Annotated in this window: 11 protein-coding genes; 6 read left to right on the forward strand and 5 right to left on the reverse strand. The window is 72.4% G+C overall.

The features are described 5' to 3' along the window. Window positions 1-6 precede the first annotated feature (6 nt). The gene (locus tag OG841_RS11400; protein WP_371564736.1) at window positions 7-1,326 is read left to right on the forward strand and encodes a hypothetical protein; all 1,320 of its coding nucleotides are present in this window, start codon (window positions 7-9) and stop codon (window positions 1,324-1,326) included. A gap of 93 nt (window positions 1,327-1,419) precedes the next feature. Here the strand turns inward: OG841_RS11400 and OG841_RS11405 are convergent, their stop codons facing one another. The 4 genes from OG841_RS11405 to OG841_RS11420 form a co-directional block, all read right to left on the reverse strand. Further along, complete coding sequence (locus OG841_RS11405) at window positions 1,420-2,556, reverse strand: C40 family peptidase (RefSeq protein ID WP_328641513.1); 1,137 nt, start codon at window positions 2,554-2,556, stop codon at window positions 1,420-1,422. A gap of 124 nt (window positions 2,557-2,680) precedes the next feature. Next, on the reverse strand, window positions 2,681-3,250 hold the full coding sequence (locus tag OG841_RS11410) for an RNA polymerase sigma factor (protein WP_371564739.1): 570 nt from the start codon (window positions 3,248-3,250) through the stop codon (window positions 2,681-2,683). An 86-nt stretch (window positions 3,251-3,336) separates the two neighbouring features. Beyond that, window positions 3,337-4,002 carry a M15 family metallopeptidase gene (locus OG841_RS11415; protein ID WP_365115442.1) on the reverse strand — a complete coding sequence of 222 codons (666 nt, stop codon included), beginning with the start codon at window positions 4,000-4,002 and terminating at the stop codon, window positions 3,337-3,339. 107 nt (window positions 4,003-4,109) lie between these two features. Then, complete coding sequence (locus OG841_RS11420) at window positions 4,110-7,334, reverse strand: AfsR/SARP family transcriptional regulator (protein WP_365115444.1); 3,225 nt, start codon at window positions 7,332-7,334, stop codon at window positions 4,110-4,112. 449 nt (window positions 7,335-7,783) lie between these two features. On the opposite strand from OG841_RS11420, the gene OG841_RS11425 reads away from it, so the two are divergent. Together OG841_RS11425 and OG841_RS11430 are read left to right on the forward strand one after the other, a co-directional pair. Further along, window positions 7,784-8,824 carry a lysylphosphatidylglycerol synthase transmembrane domain-containing protein gene (locus tag OG841_RS11425; protein WP_328641510.1) on the forward strand — a complete coding sequence of 347 codons (1,041 nt, stop codon included), beginning with the start codon at window positions 7,784-7,786 and terminating at the stop codon, window positions 8,822-8,824. A gap of 48 nt (window positions 8,825-8,872) precedes the next feature. Continuing rightward, entirely contained in the window at window positions 8,873-11,932 is a 3,060-nt protein-coding gene (locus OG841_RS11430) for a beta-N-acetylglucosaminidase domain-containing protein (protein WP_365115446.1), read from the forward strand. Window positions 11,933-12,020: 88 nt separating this feature from the next. On the opposite strand, the gene OG841_RS11435 is transcribed toward OG841_RS11430, so the two are convergent. Further along, window positions 12,021-12,785, reverse strand: coding sequence for an SIS domain-containing protein (locus tag OG841_RS11435; protein WP_365115448.1), 765 nt, complete (start codon window positions 12,783-12,785; stop codon window positions 12,021-12,023). A 119-nt stretch (window positions 12,786-12,904) separates the two neighbouring features. Between OG841_RS11435 and OG841_RS11440 the strand changes: the two genes are divergently transcribed. The 3 genes from OG841_RS11440 to OG841_RS11450 all read left to right on the forward strand — a co-directional run bounded on the left by OG841_RS11440 (window position 12,905) and on the right by OG841_RS11450 (window position 18,773). Then, window positions 12,905-13,789, forward strand: coding sequence for a MurR/RpiR family transcriptional regulator (locus tag OG841_RS11440; RefSeq protein ID WP_328641507.1), 885 nt, complete (start codon window positions 12,905-12,907; stop codon window positions 13,787-13,789). Between the two features lie 110 nt (window positions 13,790-13,899). Then, a complete protein-coding gene (locus OG841_RS11445; RefSeq protein WP_371564744.1) occupies window positions 13,900-18,114 on the forward strand; it encodes an NEW3 domain-containing protein in 4,215 nt (1,404 codons plus the stop codon). After that, window positions 18,111-18,773 carry a peptidyl-prolyl cis-trans isomerase gene (locus tag OG841_RS11450; RefSeq protein ID WP_328641505.1) on the forward strand — a complete coding sequence of 221 codons (663 nt, stop codon included), beginning with the start codon at window positions 18,111-18,113 and terminating at the stop codon, window positions 18,771-18,773. The genes OG841_RS11445 and OG841_RS11450 overlap by 4 nt, the downstream gene beginning before the upstream one ends. Window positions 18,774-18,864 lie beyond the last annotated feature (91 nt).

The raw sequence follows: 18,864 nt of genomic DNA on the forward strand, positions 1-18,864 counted from the left end.
GTCCGCGTGAACCGGGACCTCCTTCGTGACCTGTACGCGGCCGTGTGCGCCGCGCTCCTCGTGCTGGCCGCCGTACTGGTCGGCACGGCGATCCAGCACCGGGACGGCTCGCTGCGTGTCGGCTGGCCGCCGCTGCTGGCGAGCTGGGACCCGCATGTAGGCCCCGGCACACCTGCCGCGGTGGTCGTCGCGGCCGCCATGGTGGCGTACGGCCCCTCGCTGGCGGCCCGCCTCCCCTGGCGCCCGCTGCTGCTCACCGTGTGGGGCGCGGGCATGGCCTGGACGTGGTCGCTGGCCCTCGTGGACGGTTGGCACCGGGGCGTCGCCGGGCAGCTCACCACCAGGAACGAGTACCTCCCGGCCGTCGGTCGCTTCCACGACATCCCGGCGGCCCTGCGGGACTTCACCCGGCACATCCTGATCGGCTCGCCGGACAGCTGGGGCGCCCATGTCGCGGGACATCCCCCGGGCGCCACCCTCACCTTCGTCCTGCTCGACCGGATCGGGCTGGGTGGCGGGGGCTGGGCGGGGACCTGGTGCATCACCATCGGCACGACCGCGGCGGTCGCGGTCCTGGTCGCCGTACGGACTCTCGCCGACGAGTCGCTCGCCCGCCGCGCCGCGCCCTTCCTGGTCCTGGCCCCGGCCGCGGTCTGGGTGGGCACGTCGGCCGACGGGTACTTCGCGGCGGTGGCCGCGTGGGCGGTGGCGCTGCTCGCCCTTGCGGTGCGGGGGGTCCGGCCGGGTCTGAACGGCTTCTGCTCGGGGTTGTTGTTCGGGCTGACCGTCTATCTGTCGTACGGCCTGACGCTGATGGCCGTCGTCGCGGGGGCGGTGGTGTGGGCCGGGTCCTCCCGTCGGCGGCCGCTGTTGTTCGCCCTGGCCGGTTTCGTGGTCGTGCCGGCGGTCTTCACCGCGCTGGGGTTCGAGTGGTGGGAGGGGTATCGGATTCTCGTCACCCGCTACTACCAGGGGGCGGGCGGGGTTCGGCCGTACGGGTACTGGGTGTGGGCGAATCTGGCGTGCACGGTGCTGATCGTGGGGCCGGCGACGGTGGCGGGGGTGCGGCGGGCTGTCCCGCGCCTCCGCCCGGCACCCCCGAACCGTGCTGATCGTCGGCTGGGCCTGCTGGTGGCGGCCGCTCTCCTGGCCCTGCTCGTCGCGGATCTGTCCGGGATGAGCAAGGCGGAGACCGAGCGGATCTGGTTGCCGTTCGCGGTGTGGCTGTTGCCGGCGTGCGCGTTTCTGACGGGGGTGCGGGGGTGGCTGGTCGGACAGGCCGTACTCGGGCTGCTCATCAACCACCTGTTGGTCACGGGGTGGTGAGGCGCCTCGGCTTCTGTACGGCGGCGGCCAGGTGCTCCAGGACCGGGGCCGGACCGGCGCACCCGCACGGCCGATCCGGTCGAAGGGAACGGGTCAGCAGGTGGCCACGCCGTCCAGCCAGGCCGGGCCCTTGATGTAGATGTTGGTCATCCACGAGCCGTCGGTCAGCTTCGACCAGGCGTCGTTGGTGTAGCCCTCGGCCGTCACCTCCTGGGCGTGCTTCTGGCAGACCACGTTGACCGTGGTCGGCTGCGCGAAGTAGTCGACCACGCCGGCGTTGACGTTCGGCTCGCTGTGGGTGCGCACCCCGGTGCCCCAGGTCTGGAAGGCCTTGCTGCCACCGGACGGCGGCGGGGTGCTGCTGCCGCCGCAGTCCGGGATGCCGGGCAGCCACGCCGGGCCCTTGATGTAGATGTTGGTCACCCACGAGCCGTCGGCGAGCTTGGCCCAGGCGTCGTTGGTGTAGCCCTCGGCGGTCACGGTCTCCGCGTGCTGCTGGCACTGGACGGACACCTGGGTCGGTCCGGGGAAGGTGTCGACGACGGCGGAGCCCACGCTCGGCGTCCTGTGCGTGCGCACACCGGTGCCCCAGGTCTCGAAGACCGTGCCGCCGTTCGCGGGCGGCGGTACGGGGGTGCCGGAGCCGTTGATCCGGATCGCGCCCGCGTAGTCTCCGCCGGTGCGCACGGACGTGACCCTGATGTGGGTGCCCGACTCGTACGCCTCGACCATCTGGCCGCCGCCCAGGTACATGGCGACGTGGTGGATGTGCCCGCTGCCCCAGAACATCAGGTCGCCCGGCAGCAGCGGGGCGGTGCCCTGCCCGGCGGAGAACCGGGCGGAGGCCTGCGAGCTGTGGTACTGGTCGTCGGCCGTGCCGTTGAGCAGGTCCTTGCCGGTCGCCCGGTAGTACGCGTACCGCATCAGGCCCGAGCAGTCGAAGCCCTTGCGCTCGCCGTCGTGGAGGCTGTCCGGGTCGGAGCCGTCGTAGTAGCCGTAGCTGGCGCCGGGTGTGGCCGCGTGGCCGCCGCCCCAGCTGTACCAGACGCCGATCTGCGAACAGGCCGCGTCGACGGCGGCCTGAGCCGTGGCCGAGGCGCCGGGCGCGAGGACACCGCAGGTGGCGTCCTGGGCGGCGTGGGCCGGGGCGGAGAAGAACGCGGTGAGCGCCAGCGCCGAGGCGCCCAGGAGCGCGCCGCTGGTCCGACGGCGCGTACTGATGGTCTTCAAGGGACTCTTCCTTCGTCGAGGTGGCGTCAGCGGGAGGCCGGTGACACCGGTGGGAGAAGCGGAAACGCGGGTGGCACACCCCACCCCCGTGGAGGTGTGCCACCCGGCCAGGGCCGGTCCGGCCCTAGTTGTGGAGAGCGGCACGCATCTTGGCGAGGCCGCGCAGGCGGTTGCGCTGGACCGTGCCGCGGTGGGCGCCGAGGCGCTCGCCGGCCGTGTCGTGGGTGAGTCCCTCCAGGTCCACGAGGATCACCGCGGCGGCCTCCTTCTCGGAGAGCATGCCGAGCAGCGCGAGCGCCGTCGCGGAGGCCTCGTAGGAGGCGAGTCCGCCGTCCCAGCCGGCTTCCGGCAGCTGGTCCGTGGTGCGCTCGCGGCGGGAGGGGTGCTGCCAGGAGTCGCGCAACAGGTTGAGGGCCACGGCGCAGGTGTAGGCGTACGGATGCTGCTGCCGCGTCAGGCTCTGGGAGCGGGCCCGCCGGGAGAGCCGCAGATAGGTCTCCTGGAGCAGGTCGTCGGCGTCGTGCGGATTGCCCGTCAGTGCGAGCAGCCGTCGTCGCAGACGTGGCATGTCGGCCGTGAAGGACGCGTCGAAGTCTCCCGGGGTCATCCGGTTGTCCGGGCTCATCCGGTTGTCCGGGCCCGTCCGGTTGTCGGCCTCGCGCGGCGGTGGCGGACAGGTGGCGTGGCTGTGCATTTCTTTCCCCCTTGCGGTGATCCTCGCGGCGATCCCTTGCGGTGATCCCCTCGTGGTGTCCTTGGTGCGCTGTCCCGCTCCGGTGGTCAGGCCGCAGGGCGGGGCGGGTCGGCGGGGCCGTAGCGGGCGGCGGGCACGCGGCGCAGCAGGGCCCAGTACCGGTCGCCGTACGACCAGTGCCACCACTCGGTCGGGTAGTTGACGAATCCGGTCGTGGTGAGCACCCGGCGCAGCAGGGCCCGGTACTCGCGTGCCTCGGCGGTGATGCCGGGCGCGTCGGTGCGGCAGGCGCCCGCGCTCTCCTCCGGGGTGGCGTTGACCTCCGTGCCGAGCGGCAGTTCCCGGCCCGTGCGGTCGCACAGGGTCAGATCGACCGCGCCGCCACTGACGTGCGGGGCGACCTCCGGCGGCGAGATGTACGCGCTCGCCAGCTCACGGATCCGTTCGGGAGCCGCGTCCGGGTGAGCCTGCCGCATGGTCGCCGCGTACTGCTCGAAGTACCGGCGCTGGAGGTCCGGCGGCCGGTACCCCTCCACCACCAGGAACCGGATCCCCGCGGGCAGCAGCCGCTGCGCCCGGACGAGCCGCCGCAGCGCGCCGACCCGCAGATGGGCGTAGCTCCCCTCGTCGTCGGCCTGCCGGGCGTCGAGCCTCAACTGGCCGTCCTCCCGCAGATCGACGAGCCGTTCCCCGCACTCGTCGTGCCTCACCGCGGCAACCCTGGGATCCGCGAGCGTGATGATGTCTGTCACGAGAAGAGCGTCGCGGGGTCCTCTGCAAATGCTCTGCAGATCGCCTGCAAGCGCCGGCCCCATGAGTTCTGCAGCACCTTCGCGCCCACGTCGCGCCCACGTCGTTCCTACGCCCGCTCCCGCGCCTCCCGAGCCCCCAACTCCCGGAAAACCCCCATCCCTTCGGCTCGGGCCCCCGAAGCCGCCCCCGCCTCCCCGTCGGCCTCCCACACCTCGGCCAGGTCCCAGAGGGTCCGCGCCCGCCACAGCGGCAGCCGCAACGTCTCCCAGAGCGACAGTGCCCGCTCCAGCGGCCCCCGCGCACTCCGGGCGTCACCGGAGGCCAGACACCACTCCCCCAGCGTCCTCAGCACCAGCGCCTCGCCGAACCGGTCCTGCCGCTCCCGCGCCAGCTCCAGACACCGCCCGAGCCGTTCGCGCGACTCGTCCAGAAGACCCAGCCGCAGCTCCACCTTCGCCAGCGACTGCTCGGTGTACATCACGCCGAACGTGTCGTGGAGGCCGACGAAAATCCGCAGCACGCCCCGCAGCAACCGCTCGGCGTCCCCGTACTCCCCCTCGGCCCGGTGGCAGAGGGCCAGCGCGCGCAGGATCAGCGCCTCCCCGTGCCGGTCGTCCTCCGCGCGGTACAGCTCCAGGGCCTGCGTGAAGGCCTCACGGGCCGCGGGGCCGTCGCCCTGTTCCCGGTACACGTAACCGAGGCCGTACAGCACCCGGGCCCGGGCACCACGGTCGTCGAGCCGCCCGTACCGCTCCAGCGCCGCGCCGAGGAGCTCCAACGCCTCGGAGTAGCGGGCCTGTTCACGCCGGGCCGTGGCCATGCCGAGCAGGGCCTGGGCCATCCCCTGCGGCCCGTCGTCCTGTGCCTCGAACAGCCGCAGCGCGTCACGGTAGTAGGCGTACGACTCCTCGAACTCGTCCTGCTCGTAGCGCAGTTGACCGAGTCCGGTGAGCAGCCACGCCTCACCCTCGCCGTCGCCGCTGCGCCGCACCGCCGCCATCGCCGCGGTGTGCGAGCGCGACCAGGCGTCGAACTGGTTGTACAGCGCGACCGAGCTCGCGATCAGCGCGCCGGCGAGGTCCCGGGCGGCGCGCTCCATCCCGTGGTCGGCGCAGTACTCCACCGCCGCCAGCAGACCGGCCTGTTCGGCGGCGAACCAGGCCGCGGGGCGACTGAGCAGCTCCTCCTCGGCCTGCGGATCGAACCGGTCGACGGGCCGTACGGCGGCCGGTTCGGGGAAGTAGCGTGCCGTGCCGCCGGGGCCCCGCGCGGCGGCCTTCTCGGCCAGCCCGAGCCAGCACTCCACCAGACGCCGTACGGCCGCCGCCCGCTCCTCGGCGCTCTCCTCCGACAGACAGCGCTCGCGGGCGTGTTCCCGGGCCAGGTCGTGGATGCGGTAGCGGCTGCGGCCGGTGCCGTCCACCCCGATCACGTCGATGAAGTGGCAGTCGACCAGCCGCTCGACGGCCTCCTCGGCCTCCTCCGTGCCGATGTCCAGCAGGGGCGCGGCGATCCAGGCCGCGAAGTCGGGCAGGTCGAGCAGGGCCAGCCGGCGCAGGGCGCGCCGCTCCTGCGGATCGAGGTCGGCGTAGCCCAGTTCCAGGCTGGTGCGCAACTCCAGGTCCCCGGCGCGGAGTTCGTTGAGCCGGAGGCGTTCGTCGCGCAGGCGGGCGGCGAGCCGACCGGGCACCCAGTGCGGCCGGGCCGCGAGCCGTGCTCCGGCGATGCGCACGGCGAGCGGCAGGCGCCCGCACAGGGCGACGATCTCGGCGGTCTGTTCCGGCTCCGCGCGGACACGGTCCGCTCCGGCGACCCGTCTGAGGAGTTCGAGTGCCTCCTCCTCGCCCGGGACGGTCAGATCGAGATGGGCCGCTCCCTCCAGCGCCACCAGTCGGCGCCGGCTCGTGACGAGCACCGCGGAACCGGGGCCGGGCGGCAGCAGCGGCCGTACGTGCGCCTCGCCGGCTGCGTTGTCGAGGATCAGCAGAATGCGGCGGTGGCCGGTGTACGTGCGGTACAGCCCCGTCAGTTCCTCGACGGAGCTCGGCAGCGTCGCCGGTTCGGCGCCCATGGCCCGCAGCAGCCGGGCGAGGGCGTCGGCCGGTTGCAGCGGGGCGGTGTCGGCGGCCCGCAGGTCCACGAACAGGCGGCCGTCCGGGAAGAGTTCCGCGGTGCGATGGCCGACGTGGACGGCCAGGGCGGTCTTGCCCGTCCCGGAGCGGCCGGAGATCACGCCGATCGGCGGGGCGGTACGGCCGGGGTCGTCGACCCGGCCCAGCAGCGAGACGGCCCAGTCGATCTGGTCCGACCGGCCGACGAAGTCGGCTATGTCCGGGGGGAGATGGGACGGGGCGGGTCTCGGGGACGGCGCGCCCGGTCCGGTGCCGACCGCCGTCGCAGGGCTCGTGGCCCGCTGCCGGTCCTTCGCGGCGGCGACGGCTTCCTGTGCCGACGGGCCGGAGCCGGAGCCGAGCGGTGAGGGGTCGTGGGGGCCGGCGCCGGAGCCCGGCGGAGTGGGGTCGTGGGCTCTGGAGCCGGTTCCGGGCAGTGCGGGGTCGTGGGACCGGGAGCCGGTGCCGAGCAGCGCGGGGTCGTTGGTCAGCACGGCCTTGTGCAGCGCCCGCAGTTCCGGTCCGGCGTCGATGCCCAGCTCCTCGCGCAGGACCTCGCGGCCCTCCTGATAGGTGCGCAGGGCGTCGGAGACCCGTCCGGTGCGGAACAGGGCGGTCATCAGCTGGCCCCGCGGCCGTTCCCGGAGGGGGTGGGCGGCGACGTGCGCGAGCAGGGGCGCGATCGTGCGGTCCGCGCGGCCGAGCTCCAACTGGAGGCCGAAGGACTCCTCCTGGGCGACCAGCCGCAGTTCGCCCAGCCGGGCCGCCTCGATCCGGGCGAACGACTGGCCCAGGCCTTCCATGGCCTCCTGCCCCCGCCACAGCCCCAATGCCTCGGACAGCAGCTCGGCGGCCTCGTCCGCGCGGCCCCGGGCGGCCTCGGCCCGGCCCGAGGTGAGCAGTTCCTCGAAGCGGCGGGCGTCGACCTGGGAGGGGTCGAGGTCGGCGACGTATCCCGGCGGCCGGGTACGGATCACCTCCGCTTCACCGACGCGGGCGAGCGCGCGGCGTACCGCGGAGACATGGGTGGCGACGAGGGCGCTGGCGGTGGCGGGCGCCTGCTCGTCCCAGACACAGTCCACGAGCCGTTCCGTGGAGAGCACCTCGCCGAGATGGACGACGAGTGCGGACAGCACGGCCAGGGGTCTGACCCCGCCGAGCGGGGCCCGTCGGTTCCCCTCCCACACCTCCACCGGACCGAGAAGACGTACCTGGAGCATCGTTCCCCGATCGCCGTACCGCCCGCCCCACGGATGCGTGTTCGACGATATCGACGGGCGGTGCCGGTGGACGACGAGATCGGCGCCGCCCTGGCCGGATCCGGCCAGTCGGCCGCTGGGCGGCGTGCCCTGAACAGCGGGTTGTGCCCGGCGTGCAGCAGTCGGCGCCCGGCTTCCCCCAGGACGACGGTTGGCTGGATTTCGGCGGTGCCCAGGGATACCCCTCACCTGAGGGACGGCCGACCGGGGGCGCTCGTATGAGGGCTCTCCGACATTCTTTCCGCACCGCCGTCCCACCCCGTTTCGCCCACCCGCCCGCGCCCCTTCGGTTGCCGGACATTTGAACGTCACACCGAGCGGGAACGTTTCCCTCGTCCCCTCTGCATCGCCTTGCCTCCGTCATGCCCCGTGTCCCGCACGGGGCATGACGCGAAAGGACGACGTGCGCCGTGTCCCTGCTTCCGCTCGAAGGTCCCCCGGGGCCGCTCCCCGCGCCCGCCCCGGCCCCGCTCCCGGTCAGTGTTCCGGCTCCCGCTCCCGCCGGTTCCCGCCGCTCCCTGACGCGTCTCACCCGCCGCCTGCTCACCCTGCTCCCCGTCCTGCTCATCGGTATCTGGGCGGCGCTGGACTGGCGTGCCCTGTACGACGGCACCGCACGGCTGACCACCGCCGACCCCTGGTGGCTCCTCATCGGGCTCTTCTACACCTGCCTGGGCTGGGTGTCCGCCTCCGTCGTCCGACAGGGTGCCCTGCCCGAGCGGCTGCCGCCGGGGCTGTTGGTCGCCTCGCAGTTCGCCGCCGGCGCGGCCAACCACGTGCTGCCGGCGAGCCTCGGCGCACACGCCGTCACCCTGCGCTTCCTTCAGGGGCAGGGCATCCCGCTGGGCCGCGCCACCGCCTCGCTCGCCCTGTACGCGCTGGTCAGGCCGATCGCCAAGACGCTCGTCCTGGTCGGCTTCCTGGTCGCGCTGCCCGGCCTGCTGCGGCTCGGTGAGCTCGTCCCGGACCGGCGGATGCTGTTCCTGCCCCTGGTGGCCGCGGGACTCGGGCTGGCCGGCACGCTCCTGGTGCTGACTCTCGTCCGCCCGCTGCGGCGCCCGGCGGTCACGTTCGTGCGCACCGCCCTGACCGACGCCCGCCGGCTGCACACCATGCCCAGCCGGGTCCTCGCGTTGTGGGGCGGCGCGGCCGCCGCACCCCTGCTCCAGGCGAGCGTGATCCACGCGGTGGGCGCCTCGCTGGGAGTGACGCTGTCCTGGGCGCAGGTCGCGTTCGCGTACCTCGCCGCGAGCAGCGCGGTCGGTTCCGTGCCCGCGCCCGGCGGCATCGGCCCGGTGGACGCGGCCATGGTCTTCACCCTCGCCGTCTACGGCGTCCCCGTGAGCCTCGGCACGGCGACCCTCATCGGCTACCGCGTCCTGACGGTGTGGCTGCCCCTGCTGCCGGGTGTGCTGTGCATGTCGGCCCTCGTGCATCGGAAGGCTCTCTGAAACACCGGCACCATTGAATGATGCATTCAACACTCCTAGCATCCTCAGGTGGATTCATTCATCAATCTCAGATGTGTGGCCGCCGCCCTGCTGCTGGCCGTGGGCCTCGCGGCCCCGGCGGCCCCCGCCTCGGCCGGCCCCCGGCAGGCGGTGCCGGAGGTCTGGCCGACCCCTCAGAAGATCACCGTCGGACCCGGCCGGCTCCTCGTTCCCGACCGGGTCGTCGAAGTCGTCGGCCCCGGTACCGATCCCTCGGCCCGAAAGGTCGTCGAGGCGGCCCTCAAGGCCGCCGGAGCCGACCGCATCACGAAGGTCGACGCCGGCGACCGGCCACCCCCGTCCGGCCTGACCGTCTACCTCGGCGGCCCCGGCGAGAACAGCGCCACCGCCCGGACCCTGAAACAACTCGGCGCCGACTCCCCGTCCGGTCTCGCCACCGGCGGTTACGTCCTGGCCTCCGGCCGCAGCCACGGTCGGGCCCTCCTCGCCCTCTCCGGCGTCGACACCACCGGCACCTTCTACGCCGCCCAGACCCTGCGCCAACTCCTGAACGACAAAAGCCAGTTGCCCGTGGTCAAGGTGCGGGACTGGCCCACCGCCGCCCTCCGCGGAGTCATCGAGGGCTTCTACGGCACCCCCTGGACGCACGCCGAGCGACTCGCCCAACTCGACTTCTACGGCCGGACGAAGCAGAACGTCTACGTCTACTCCCCCAAGGACGACGACTACCTGCGCGCCCGCTGGCGGGACGCGTACCCGGCCGCGGCGCTGGGCCGGCTGAAGGAACTGGTCGACCGGGCCGACGCCGACCACGTCCGCTTCACCTACGCCCTCTCCCCCGGTCTGTCGGTCTGCTACTCGTCGGACGCCGACATCAAGGCGCTCACCACCAAGTTCGACTCGCTGTACGCCATCGGCGTCCGCTCCTTCGCGATCCCGCTGGACGACATCAGCTACACCAAGTGGAACTGCCCCGAGGACGAGAAGGAGTTCGGCACTGGCGGTGGTGCGGCGGGGGCCGCGCAGGCCCATCTGCTGAACGCCGCGTGGAAGCGGTTCTCCGCCGACCACACCGGACTTCGGCCCCTGGAGATGGTCCCCACCGAGTACTCGGACCTCGCCGACTCCCCGTACAAGAAGGCCCTCAGGGAGCAGCTGGATCCGTCCGTGGTCGTCGAGTGGACCGGCGTCGGCGTCATCGCGCCCACCATCACCACCGAGCAGCTGAAGCAGGCCCGCGAGGTCTACGGCCACCCGATCCTGGTCTGGGACAACTACCCGGTCAACGACTACGTCACCAGCCGTCTCCTCCTCGGCCCCTACGCCGGCCGGGAACCCGGCGTGGCGAGCGCCGCCACCGGCGTGACCGCCAACCCGATGGTCCAGGGCGAGGCGAGCCGGATCGCCCTGTTCACCTCGGCCGCCTATCTGTGGAACCCGACCGCCTACGACCCGCGCAAGGCGTTCGCCGCCTCGGTCCAGGACCTGGCAGGACCCCAAGCCGCCGGCTGGCTGCGGATCTTCGCCGAGAACAACTACTCCTCCCAGCTCGACCCGACCGAGTCCCCCACCCTCACCCGGCTGATCGCCGCCTTCCGCAAGGCCTACGAGCAGGACAGCGGACTCGACCGAGCGGCAGCCCGGTTGAAGGCCTACTTCGCCGACATGGCCGCCACCCCCGCCCAGTTGCGCGCCCGGCTCGACAACCCCGGGTTCCTCGACGAGACGTCCGCCTGGCTCGACAAGCTCGGACGCTACGGCGGCGCGGGCGGAACGGCCGTGGATCTGCTGCTGGCCCACCGGCGCGGTGACACGGACGCGGTCTCCACGTACTGGAAGCAACTCCAGAAAGAACGCAAGGAGTTGGACGCCATCCCGCAGCAGGTCTCGCCGGGCGTGATGGACCGGTTCCTCTACACCACGATGCTGGAGAACGCCCCCGACCCCGGCGTGGACGCGGCCTTCTCGCCCGGCTCCGTGTCGCTCGCGCCCGGAGCCTCCGCCACGGTCACCCTCGACTTCTCCGACACGCAGGCCAGGACCGTGAGCTGGAAGCTCGACGTGCCCGACGGCGTCACCGCCTCGCCCTCCGAGGGCACGGCCACCACCCCGGACGCCAAGGTCAGCGTCACCCTCACCGGGAAGACCGAGGGAGTCCACTCCGTCGTCGTGTCGGGCACCGGCATCCTGGACCGCGCACTCCCGGTCCAGGTCACCGACGGCACCGGCACGCCCCGCGCCCTGACCGCCGACTTCAGTGGCGCGTCGGTGAGTTCCATCGATCTGTCCTCCGGCACGACCAGGAACATCGCCGTCGGCAACAACCCCGGCGAGGTCGTCGTGAGCGCGGACGGGCGTACCGCGTACGCCGCCAACCAGGGCTCCGACACGGTCAGTGTGATCGACGTGTCGAGCGGCACGGTCACCGCCACCGTCGCCGTCGGCAAGGTCCCCGCCGGACTCGCGCTCACCCCGGACGGCGGCACGCTCTGGGTCGCCAACTACACGGACGGCACGGTGCAGTCGATCGACACGGGCACCCTGAGGACCGGCACTCCGGTCCCGGTCGGCGACGGTCCCGAGAACATGGCGATCACGCCCGACGGCAGAACCCTGTACGTGGCCGACATCCACGACAACACGGTGAGCCCCGTCGACCTCACCACCGGCCAGGCGGGCGCGGCGATACCGGTCGGTCCGAGCCCGTTCAACGTGGTGGCGGCCCCCGACGGCAGGACGGTGTACGTCTCCAACTCCGGCGGCTCGACGGTGACGCCGATCGACACGACGACGAACGAGACCGAACCGACCTTCCTGATCTCCGGCCAGGCATACGGCCTCGCCCTGTCACCGGACGGCCGGACCCTGTGGGTCAGCCCGAGCAACGGAGACACCGTCACCCCCGTCGACACGGTGACCGGCGCACCGGGCAAGCAGGTGACCGTCGGAAAGTCGGCGTTCGACGTGGCCCTGAACTGGAACGGCAGCACGGCGTACGTCACGACGGCGGACGGCAACTCCCTGGTACCAGTGGACACGAGCACGGGCAGAAGCGGCACAGGCTTCACCACGGGCGCCTATCCACTGGCGGTGGCACTAACTCCCTAAAGGGGCGCGGGGCTGTGTCGAATCTGCGGCCACCGCCGCGTGGGCGCGACCAGCCCCCACCTTCCCCGCAACCCCCGCCCGAGCAGCACTAACTCGCCGTACGCCGAACCCGCCCCGCGTACCGCTTCTCCAGCTCCAGGTTGCCCTCGAACCCGCCGGGCACGTTGGCCGAGACATACACCGGCGGCCGCTCACCGGAGGCGAGCAGCAGCCCCGAAGCCTCCGCAACCGCCATCTGCACCAGCATCACACCGGTCAGGGTGGACAGCGCCCCCACCGCCCCACCCCCCGGCAACGACAGCAACGCATCCCCGACCGGCGCCGCGTTGTCCAGCACCACATCCGCCAGGTCCACGAGCTTCTTCCCGCTCGTGTGTCCGGCCGGCACGGCCGCCGTGTGAGTGAGAGAGGTGATCGCGAGGACCTTGTGCCCCTGCTGCCTGGCATGCAGCGCCATCTCCACGATGACGTTGTTGACGCCGGAGTTGGAGATGATGACGAACAGGTCCCGGGCATGCGGCGCAGCCAGGTCGTAGAGGCGGACGGCCACCCCCGGCTCCCGCTCCAGCAGCGGGTCGTCGAGGACGCTCGGGTCGTCACCGCCGTACAGGACGAGGTCGGAGATCTGGAGCCGGTTCGTGGGCACGAGACCGCCCGCGCGGCCCGCGACCTCCAGGACCATCGCCTGGGAGTGACCGGTGCCGAAGGCATGGATCACACCCTCGGCGCGGATGCAGTCGGCGATCAGCTCGGCGGCGCGGCGCACATCCTCGCGGGCGGACTCGGTGACGTGACGGAGGACGTCCAGGCTCTGTTCGGCGAAGCCCTGGGCGCTGACTGACTCGACGGACACGCGACACTCCCCACTGATGGATTGAACCACCATACAACCACCCATCGATGAATCAATAAACCATGGTGCGGTCCTGGTATTCAATCAGAGGCCCTAAGGGTGGCTGATACCTTCTTTCCATGCCTCCGACCGACGTCACCACCCTGATCCGCACCGAGCTGCCCCGGCTGGCCGGTTCCCTGCGGAAGGTCGGCGAGCTGATCCTGGAGGATCCGGCCGCCGTCACCCACTGCTCGGCCGCCGAGCTGGGCCGCCGCACCGGGACCTCGCAGGCCACGGTGACCCGGTTCTGCCGCGCCATCGGACTCGACTCCTACCAGCATCTGCTGATCGAACTGGCCCAGGAGCGCGGCCGCGGCGAGGTCTCCGACTGGGGTTCGGCCGAGATCGGCCCCGACATCTCGCCGGACGACAGCCTGGAGCGAGTCGTCCAGGTGGTGGGCAGCGCGGATCTGCGCGCGATCCAGCAGACCATCGAGCGCATCGACCTCGACGCCCTGGAGCGCGCCGCCCAGGCCCTGGCCAAGGCCCGCCGCATCGACGTGTACGGCGTCGGCGGCAGTGGCGCGGTCGCCCAGGAGACCGAGACCCGGCTGTTCCGCATCGGCTGCCAGGTCCGCGGCTGGACCGAGGTGCACGGCGCGGCCACCTCCGCGGCCCTGCTCACCCCCGCCGACGTGGCCATAGGCATCTCCCACTCCGGCGCCACCCGCGAGACCCTCGAGCCCTTCGAGACGGCCAAGGAGCGGGGCGCGACCACCATCGCCATCACCACCGACCCGCGCTCCCCGCTGGCCAAGGCCGCCGACATCCGGCTCATCTCCTCGACCTCGGAGACCAGCTTCCGCACCGGCAGCATCGGCGGCCGGCACTCCGTCCTGATGATCATCGACTGCCTCTACGTCCGCGTCGGCCAGGTCTCCTACCAGCGGGCCAGCGCCTCCCTCGCGCTCACCGACCACATCACCCCGCGGCACGCGGTGAAGGCACGCCGCACGCGCTGACGGTGTCCGATCTTGCATGGATGAACCACCGAGATAACTCAAAGATGGTTGTTTGAATCATCCCCTCAGTGCCAGGATGGGGCTCCCCCGAGTCATCTCGTAGGAGCCCCATGCGTGTCACCGCTGTTGAGTCGACCGAGTTGTTCGTCGGTACACCCGAGCGGCCGCTCCAGGTGGTGGCCGCCGGCATCGAGCACCTTCCGGGTCGTTCGGTCCACGTCACCGTCGCGGGGCGCGGCGTCGGAGAGACGGTCGTCACCGTCGGCGAGAACGGCACCGTGCGCGCCGAGATACCCGTGACCGGCGACGGCGGGCCCATCACGGTCACCGCGACCGACGGCGACGAGAGCGCGCACGGCACCGGAGAGTTCACGGTCGCCGAGCCCGGCTGGACCATGTTCATGGTCAGCCACTTCCACTACGACCCCGTCTGGTGGAACACCCAGGGCGCCTACACCGAGACCTGGGACGTCGTCGACGACCCCGCCTCCACCGGCCTGCCCGCCCGCCCCTTCGGCTACCGCGGCGACTCCGGGATGAGCCTGGTGCGGGCGCACAGCGATCTGGCCCGGCGCGACCCGGCGTACACCTTCGTGCTCGCCGAGGTCGACTACCTCAAGCCCTACTGGGGCGCCTTCCCGGAGGAGCGCGCCTTCCTGCGCGAGCTGATCCGCACCGGCCGCGTCGAGATCATGGGCGGCACCTACAACGAGCCGAACACCAATCTCACCGGCGCCGAGGCGACCGTACGCAATGCGCTGTACGGCGACGGATACCAGCGCGCGATCCTCGGGGCGTCCCCGGAGACGGCCTGGCAACTGGACGCGTTCGGGCACGACCCGCAGTTCCCGGGGCTGATGGCGGACGCGGGGGTGACATCCAGTTCGTGGGCGCGCGGGCCGCACCACCAGTGGGGGCCGACGATGTCCGTGTTCGGGGAGGAGCCGCGCGATCCCGGGCGGATGCAGTTCCCGGCCGAGTTCGAGTGGATCGCCCCCTCGGGGCGCGGGCTGCTGACCGCGTACATGGTCAACCACTACGCCGCCGGCTGGGCGATCGACAGCGCGCCCGCCCTGTCCGAGGCGGAGGCCGCCGCCCTCAAGCTGTTCCAGGGGCTCAAGAAGGTCGCCCTCACCCGCAACGTGCTGCTCCCCGTCGGCGGGGACTACGCGCCGCCGTGCCGCTGGGTGATGGACATCCACCGGGACTGGAACGCCCGTTACGTCTGGCCCCGGTTCATCAGCGCCGTCCCCCGGGACTTCTTCGCCGCCGTGCGCGCGGAACTCGACGCCGAGGGCCGCAAGGCCTCGCCGCAGACCCGGGACATGAACCCGATCTACACCGGCAAGGACGTCTCCTACATCGACACCAAGCAGGCCCAGCGTCACGGCGAGACGCTCCTCGCCGACGCGGAGGCCTGGGCGACCCTCGCCTCCCTCGTCACCGGGCACGCCTATCCGGACGGGGCCCTCGACAAGGCCTGGCGGCACCTCGTCTACGGCGCCCACCACGACGCCATCACCGGCTCCGAGTCGGACCAGGTGTACATCGATCTCCTCACCGGCTGGCGGGAGTTGGTAGACCTCGCCGAGACCGTGCACGCGGATGCCACCAAGGCGCTGGCCGACCGGGTCGAGCCGGGCACCGGCCCGGACCTGGTGGTCTTCAACCCGACGACCTGGGAACGCCAGGACGTGCTCACCGTCGACGACCCCGGCCTCGTGCCCGTCGGCGACGACTTCCAGCCGCTGCCGGCCGTGCGTGAGCAGGACGGCACCCTGCGGGTCGTCGTCCCGCAGGTGCCCGGCATGGGCCTCAAGACCCTGCCCCTGGCGGCCGGTTCCCTCCCCGGGTGGGCCTCCGGCGAGGGGACGACCATCCGCAACGAGTTCTACGAGGTGACGGTCGACGCGGCGCGCGGCGGTGCCGTGAGCAGTCTGCGGGCCGTGGCCGAGGGCGGCCGGGAGCTCCTGCCCGCCGGGGAGATCGGCAACGAGCTCGTCGTCCAGGAGGAGTTCCCGAGACACCCGCGCTTCGGCGAGGGCCCCTGGCACCTCACCCCGACCGGCACGACCGCCGCGCGCGGCCGTGACGTGACCGCCGACGTCGATGTCGATCACTCCCCGGCCGGATCCAGGATCACCGTCCGCGCCGACCTCGGCCTCTTCACGTACACCCAGCGGCTGACCCTTTGGGCGGGCGTCGACCGCCTCGACGTCTCCACGACGATCGACGGCTACGACGGCGCCGACCGCCTGATCCGGGTCCGCTGGCCCTCCGACGTGCGGGGCGGGCTGCCCGTGCACGAGGTCGCCGACGCGGTGATCGGGCGCGGCTTCGGCTTCGTGGAGGTGGACAGCGAGCAGTTCCCGTGGACGCTGGACAACCCGGCCAACACCTGGTTCGCCCTGGGGTCCACGGCCCGGGTCCTCCTGCACGACGACTCCGGTGCGCCGCTCGGCAGACGGGCCATCGGTGTCGCGGAACTGGTGTACACCGACTGGGACGAGGCCGGTGGGCTGGGCACCCCGCTCGCGGCGGCCCTCGTCCGCGCGGGCGTCACCGCCACCTCGACCATCGCGGGCGGCCCCCGCTACGGAGACCTGGAGGTGGACTCCAACCTCCCCGACATCCGGATCGCCGTCGGCGGCCCGGAGCGCAACTCCCTGGTCGCCGAGGCACTCGCCATGGACCCGGCCGCAGACCGCGAGCTGCGCCGCCAGGTCGCCGAGCGGGGCGTGGCGGCCGTGTGGGTCGCACCGCGCGCCTCGCTGCGCGAGGAGTGGGTGCCGGGCGCCGACCTGCGCGACCTGGAACGCCTGCCGCTGCTGGTGATCGCGGGCGCGGACCCGTCGGGTGACGCCAAGGCGGTCGACGCGCTGATCGCCGATCTGCAGGACTTCACCGTCACGGCCACGGCGCCGGGCGGTGGCGAGGCCCTGCCGCCGGGCGACGCGTGGGACGGGCGCGGCTTCGCCGTCCTGAACCGCGGCACACCGGGCTGTGTGGTCACCTCCTCCGGAGACCTCTACATGTCCCTGATGCGCTCCTGCACCGGCTGGCCGTCCGGCATCTGGGTCGACCCGCCCCGCCGCACGGCCCCCGACGGGTCGGGCTTCCAGCTCCAGCGCTGGTCGCACACCTTCGAGTACGCGGTCGTGGCGGGCGAGGGTGACTGGCGGGACCTCCGACTCCCCGCCCGCGGGCATGAGTTCAACCATCCGCTCACGGCCCGGGTGCGCGGTGAGGGCACGTCCCCGCTCCTGCCCAGGAAGACCTCCCTGCTGGCGGTCGAGCCCGCCCGCGAGGTGCTCCTCGACGCCCTCAAGCCGCTGGGCTCCCCGCTGGCCCGGGGCGGCACGACACCGGCGGACCCGGGGCGCGGGGTCGTCGTCCGCGTGCACGAGGTGAACGGACGGCCGGTGCGGGCCCGGGTGCGCGGGCCGGTCGCCTGGACGGAGGGCGCCCGGGCGGACGTACTGGAAAGGCCCGGGGAGTCGCTGATCCCGGACGGCGAGGGGGCTCTGGAGGCGGAGCTGACCGGCTTCGAGGTGGCCACCGTCCTGGCCACGCCGCCACTTGCTCCCGAGCCGACGGCCGACCCCGGTGTCGCCGCCCACGAGCCCGCCCAGCCCGTCCACACCCGCTACTGGCTGCACAACTCCGGGCCCGCCCCACGCGGCAACATGCCCGTCTCCGTCTACCTCTCCCCCACGGCCCTGACCGCCTCCGGCCCTGTCACGGCGACGGTCCGGATCGGCTCGGAGCTCACCGACACCTCGACGAAGGGCACGGTGGTCTTCGAGGTGCCGCCAGGCTGGTCCGCGGAGCCCGCCGAACTGCCGTACGCGCTCGGCCCCGGCGGCTTCTCGCTGGCCGAGGTGACGGTGACACCGCCACCGGACGCCGAGCCCGGCCGCCACTGGCTCACGGCCCGGCTGTCGTACGGCGGTCAGCACTACGAGGACGTCGTCGGCCTCGACGTGCCCGGCGGCCCGCCCGCCGGCCAGGGGCTGGTGTGCGAGCTGAACGCCGACCGGGTCACCGTGCGCAGAGGTGAGCGGGCTCAGGTTCCGGTGAGCCTGCACAACACCACACGGGGCCCGGTCGGCGGCCAGCTGTGGACGGTGTCGTCGTGGGGCACGTGGCGGGGCGTGGGCCCCGGGCTGCGGGGCTTCACGGTGCCGGGCGGGGAACAGGTGGAGTGCGCGATCGAGGTGGACGGTTCCGCGATCCCACCGGGCTCGTACTGGCTGATGGCGAAGGCCGCGTGGAACGGCCACGTGGCCTACACCAAGGCGATCGCCCTGGAGGTGACCCCGTGACGCAGGAACACGCGGCACTGATAGGCGGTGAACCACTCCCGACAGCACGAGTGAACGCCTTCCTTGCAGCGCCCCATAGGGGTACGGGGAACGGCGCGACCGGCCACCACGGCCCCGCACCCGCCAGACGGCAGCCAGAGGCACCCTCTGTCGCGAGACAACGCCGCCGCTGGGCCACCCAAGTAGTCGTCACCGACGAACTCGCCCGAAGGGCCTGCGCCGACCGGGGCCTGAAAGTACCGGAAGAGGTGTCACCCGTCTCCGTCCTGGCCGTCGCCGAGACAGACGTAGCGGACCTCGGAAGCATCGTCGCCGCAGCCCTCACCCACTCCCCCGCCGTCCGCACCCTCCTCGCCGCCCTGGAAGCCGAACAGACGGTGCCGGAGACCGCCGTACGGGACTACTACGCCCGCAACCACGACCGCTTCCTCACCCCGGAGGCGTTGAGGCGAGGCGTTGCCCCCTTCGACGGCGTGGCCCCGGAGGACCTCCTGCCCTACGACGAGGTCCGCGAAGGCATCTCACGCGAGCTCCGCAAGGCAGCAGGCCGCAAGGCCTTCTTCGGTTGGCTGGACCAGGCACGCGCCGGCGTGACCTACGCCCATGGGCACGAACACCCCGGCGATCCCTCGCACGCGGACCATGAACACCGGCACTGATCTCGCACGGAACCTAAACGCAACACGGGAAACCATTGACCTCCGATGAATTCTGGTCCACCTTTTCATCAATCGGAGTCGGAGTTGGTTC

Source organism: Streptomyces canus (assembly GCF_041435015.1).
GTDB classification, from domain to species: Bacteria; Actinomycetota; Actinomycetes; order Streptomycetales; family Streptomycetaceae; genus Streptomyces; species Streptomyces canus_G.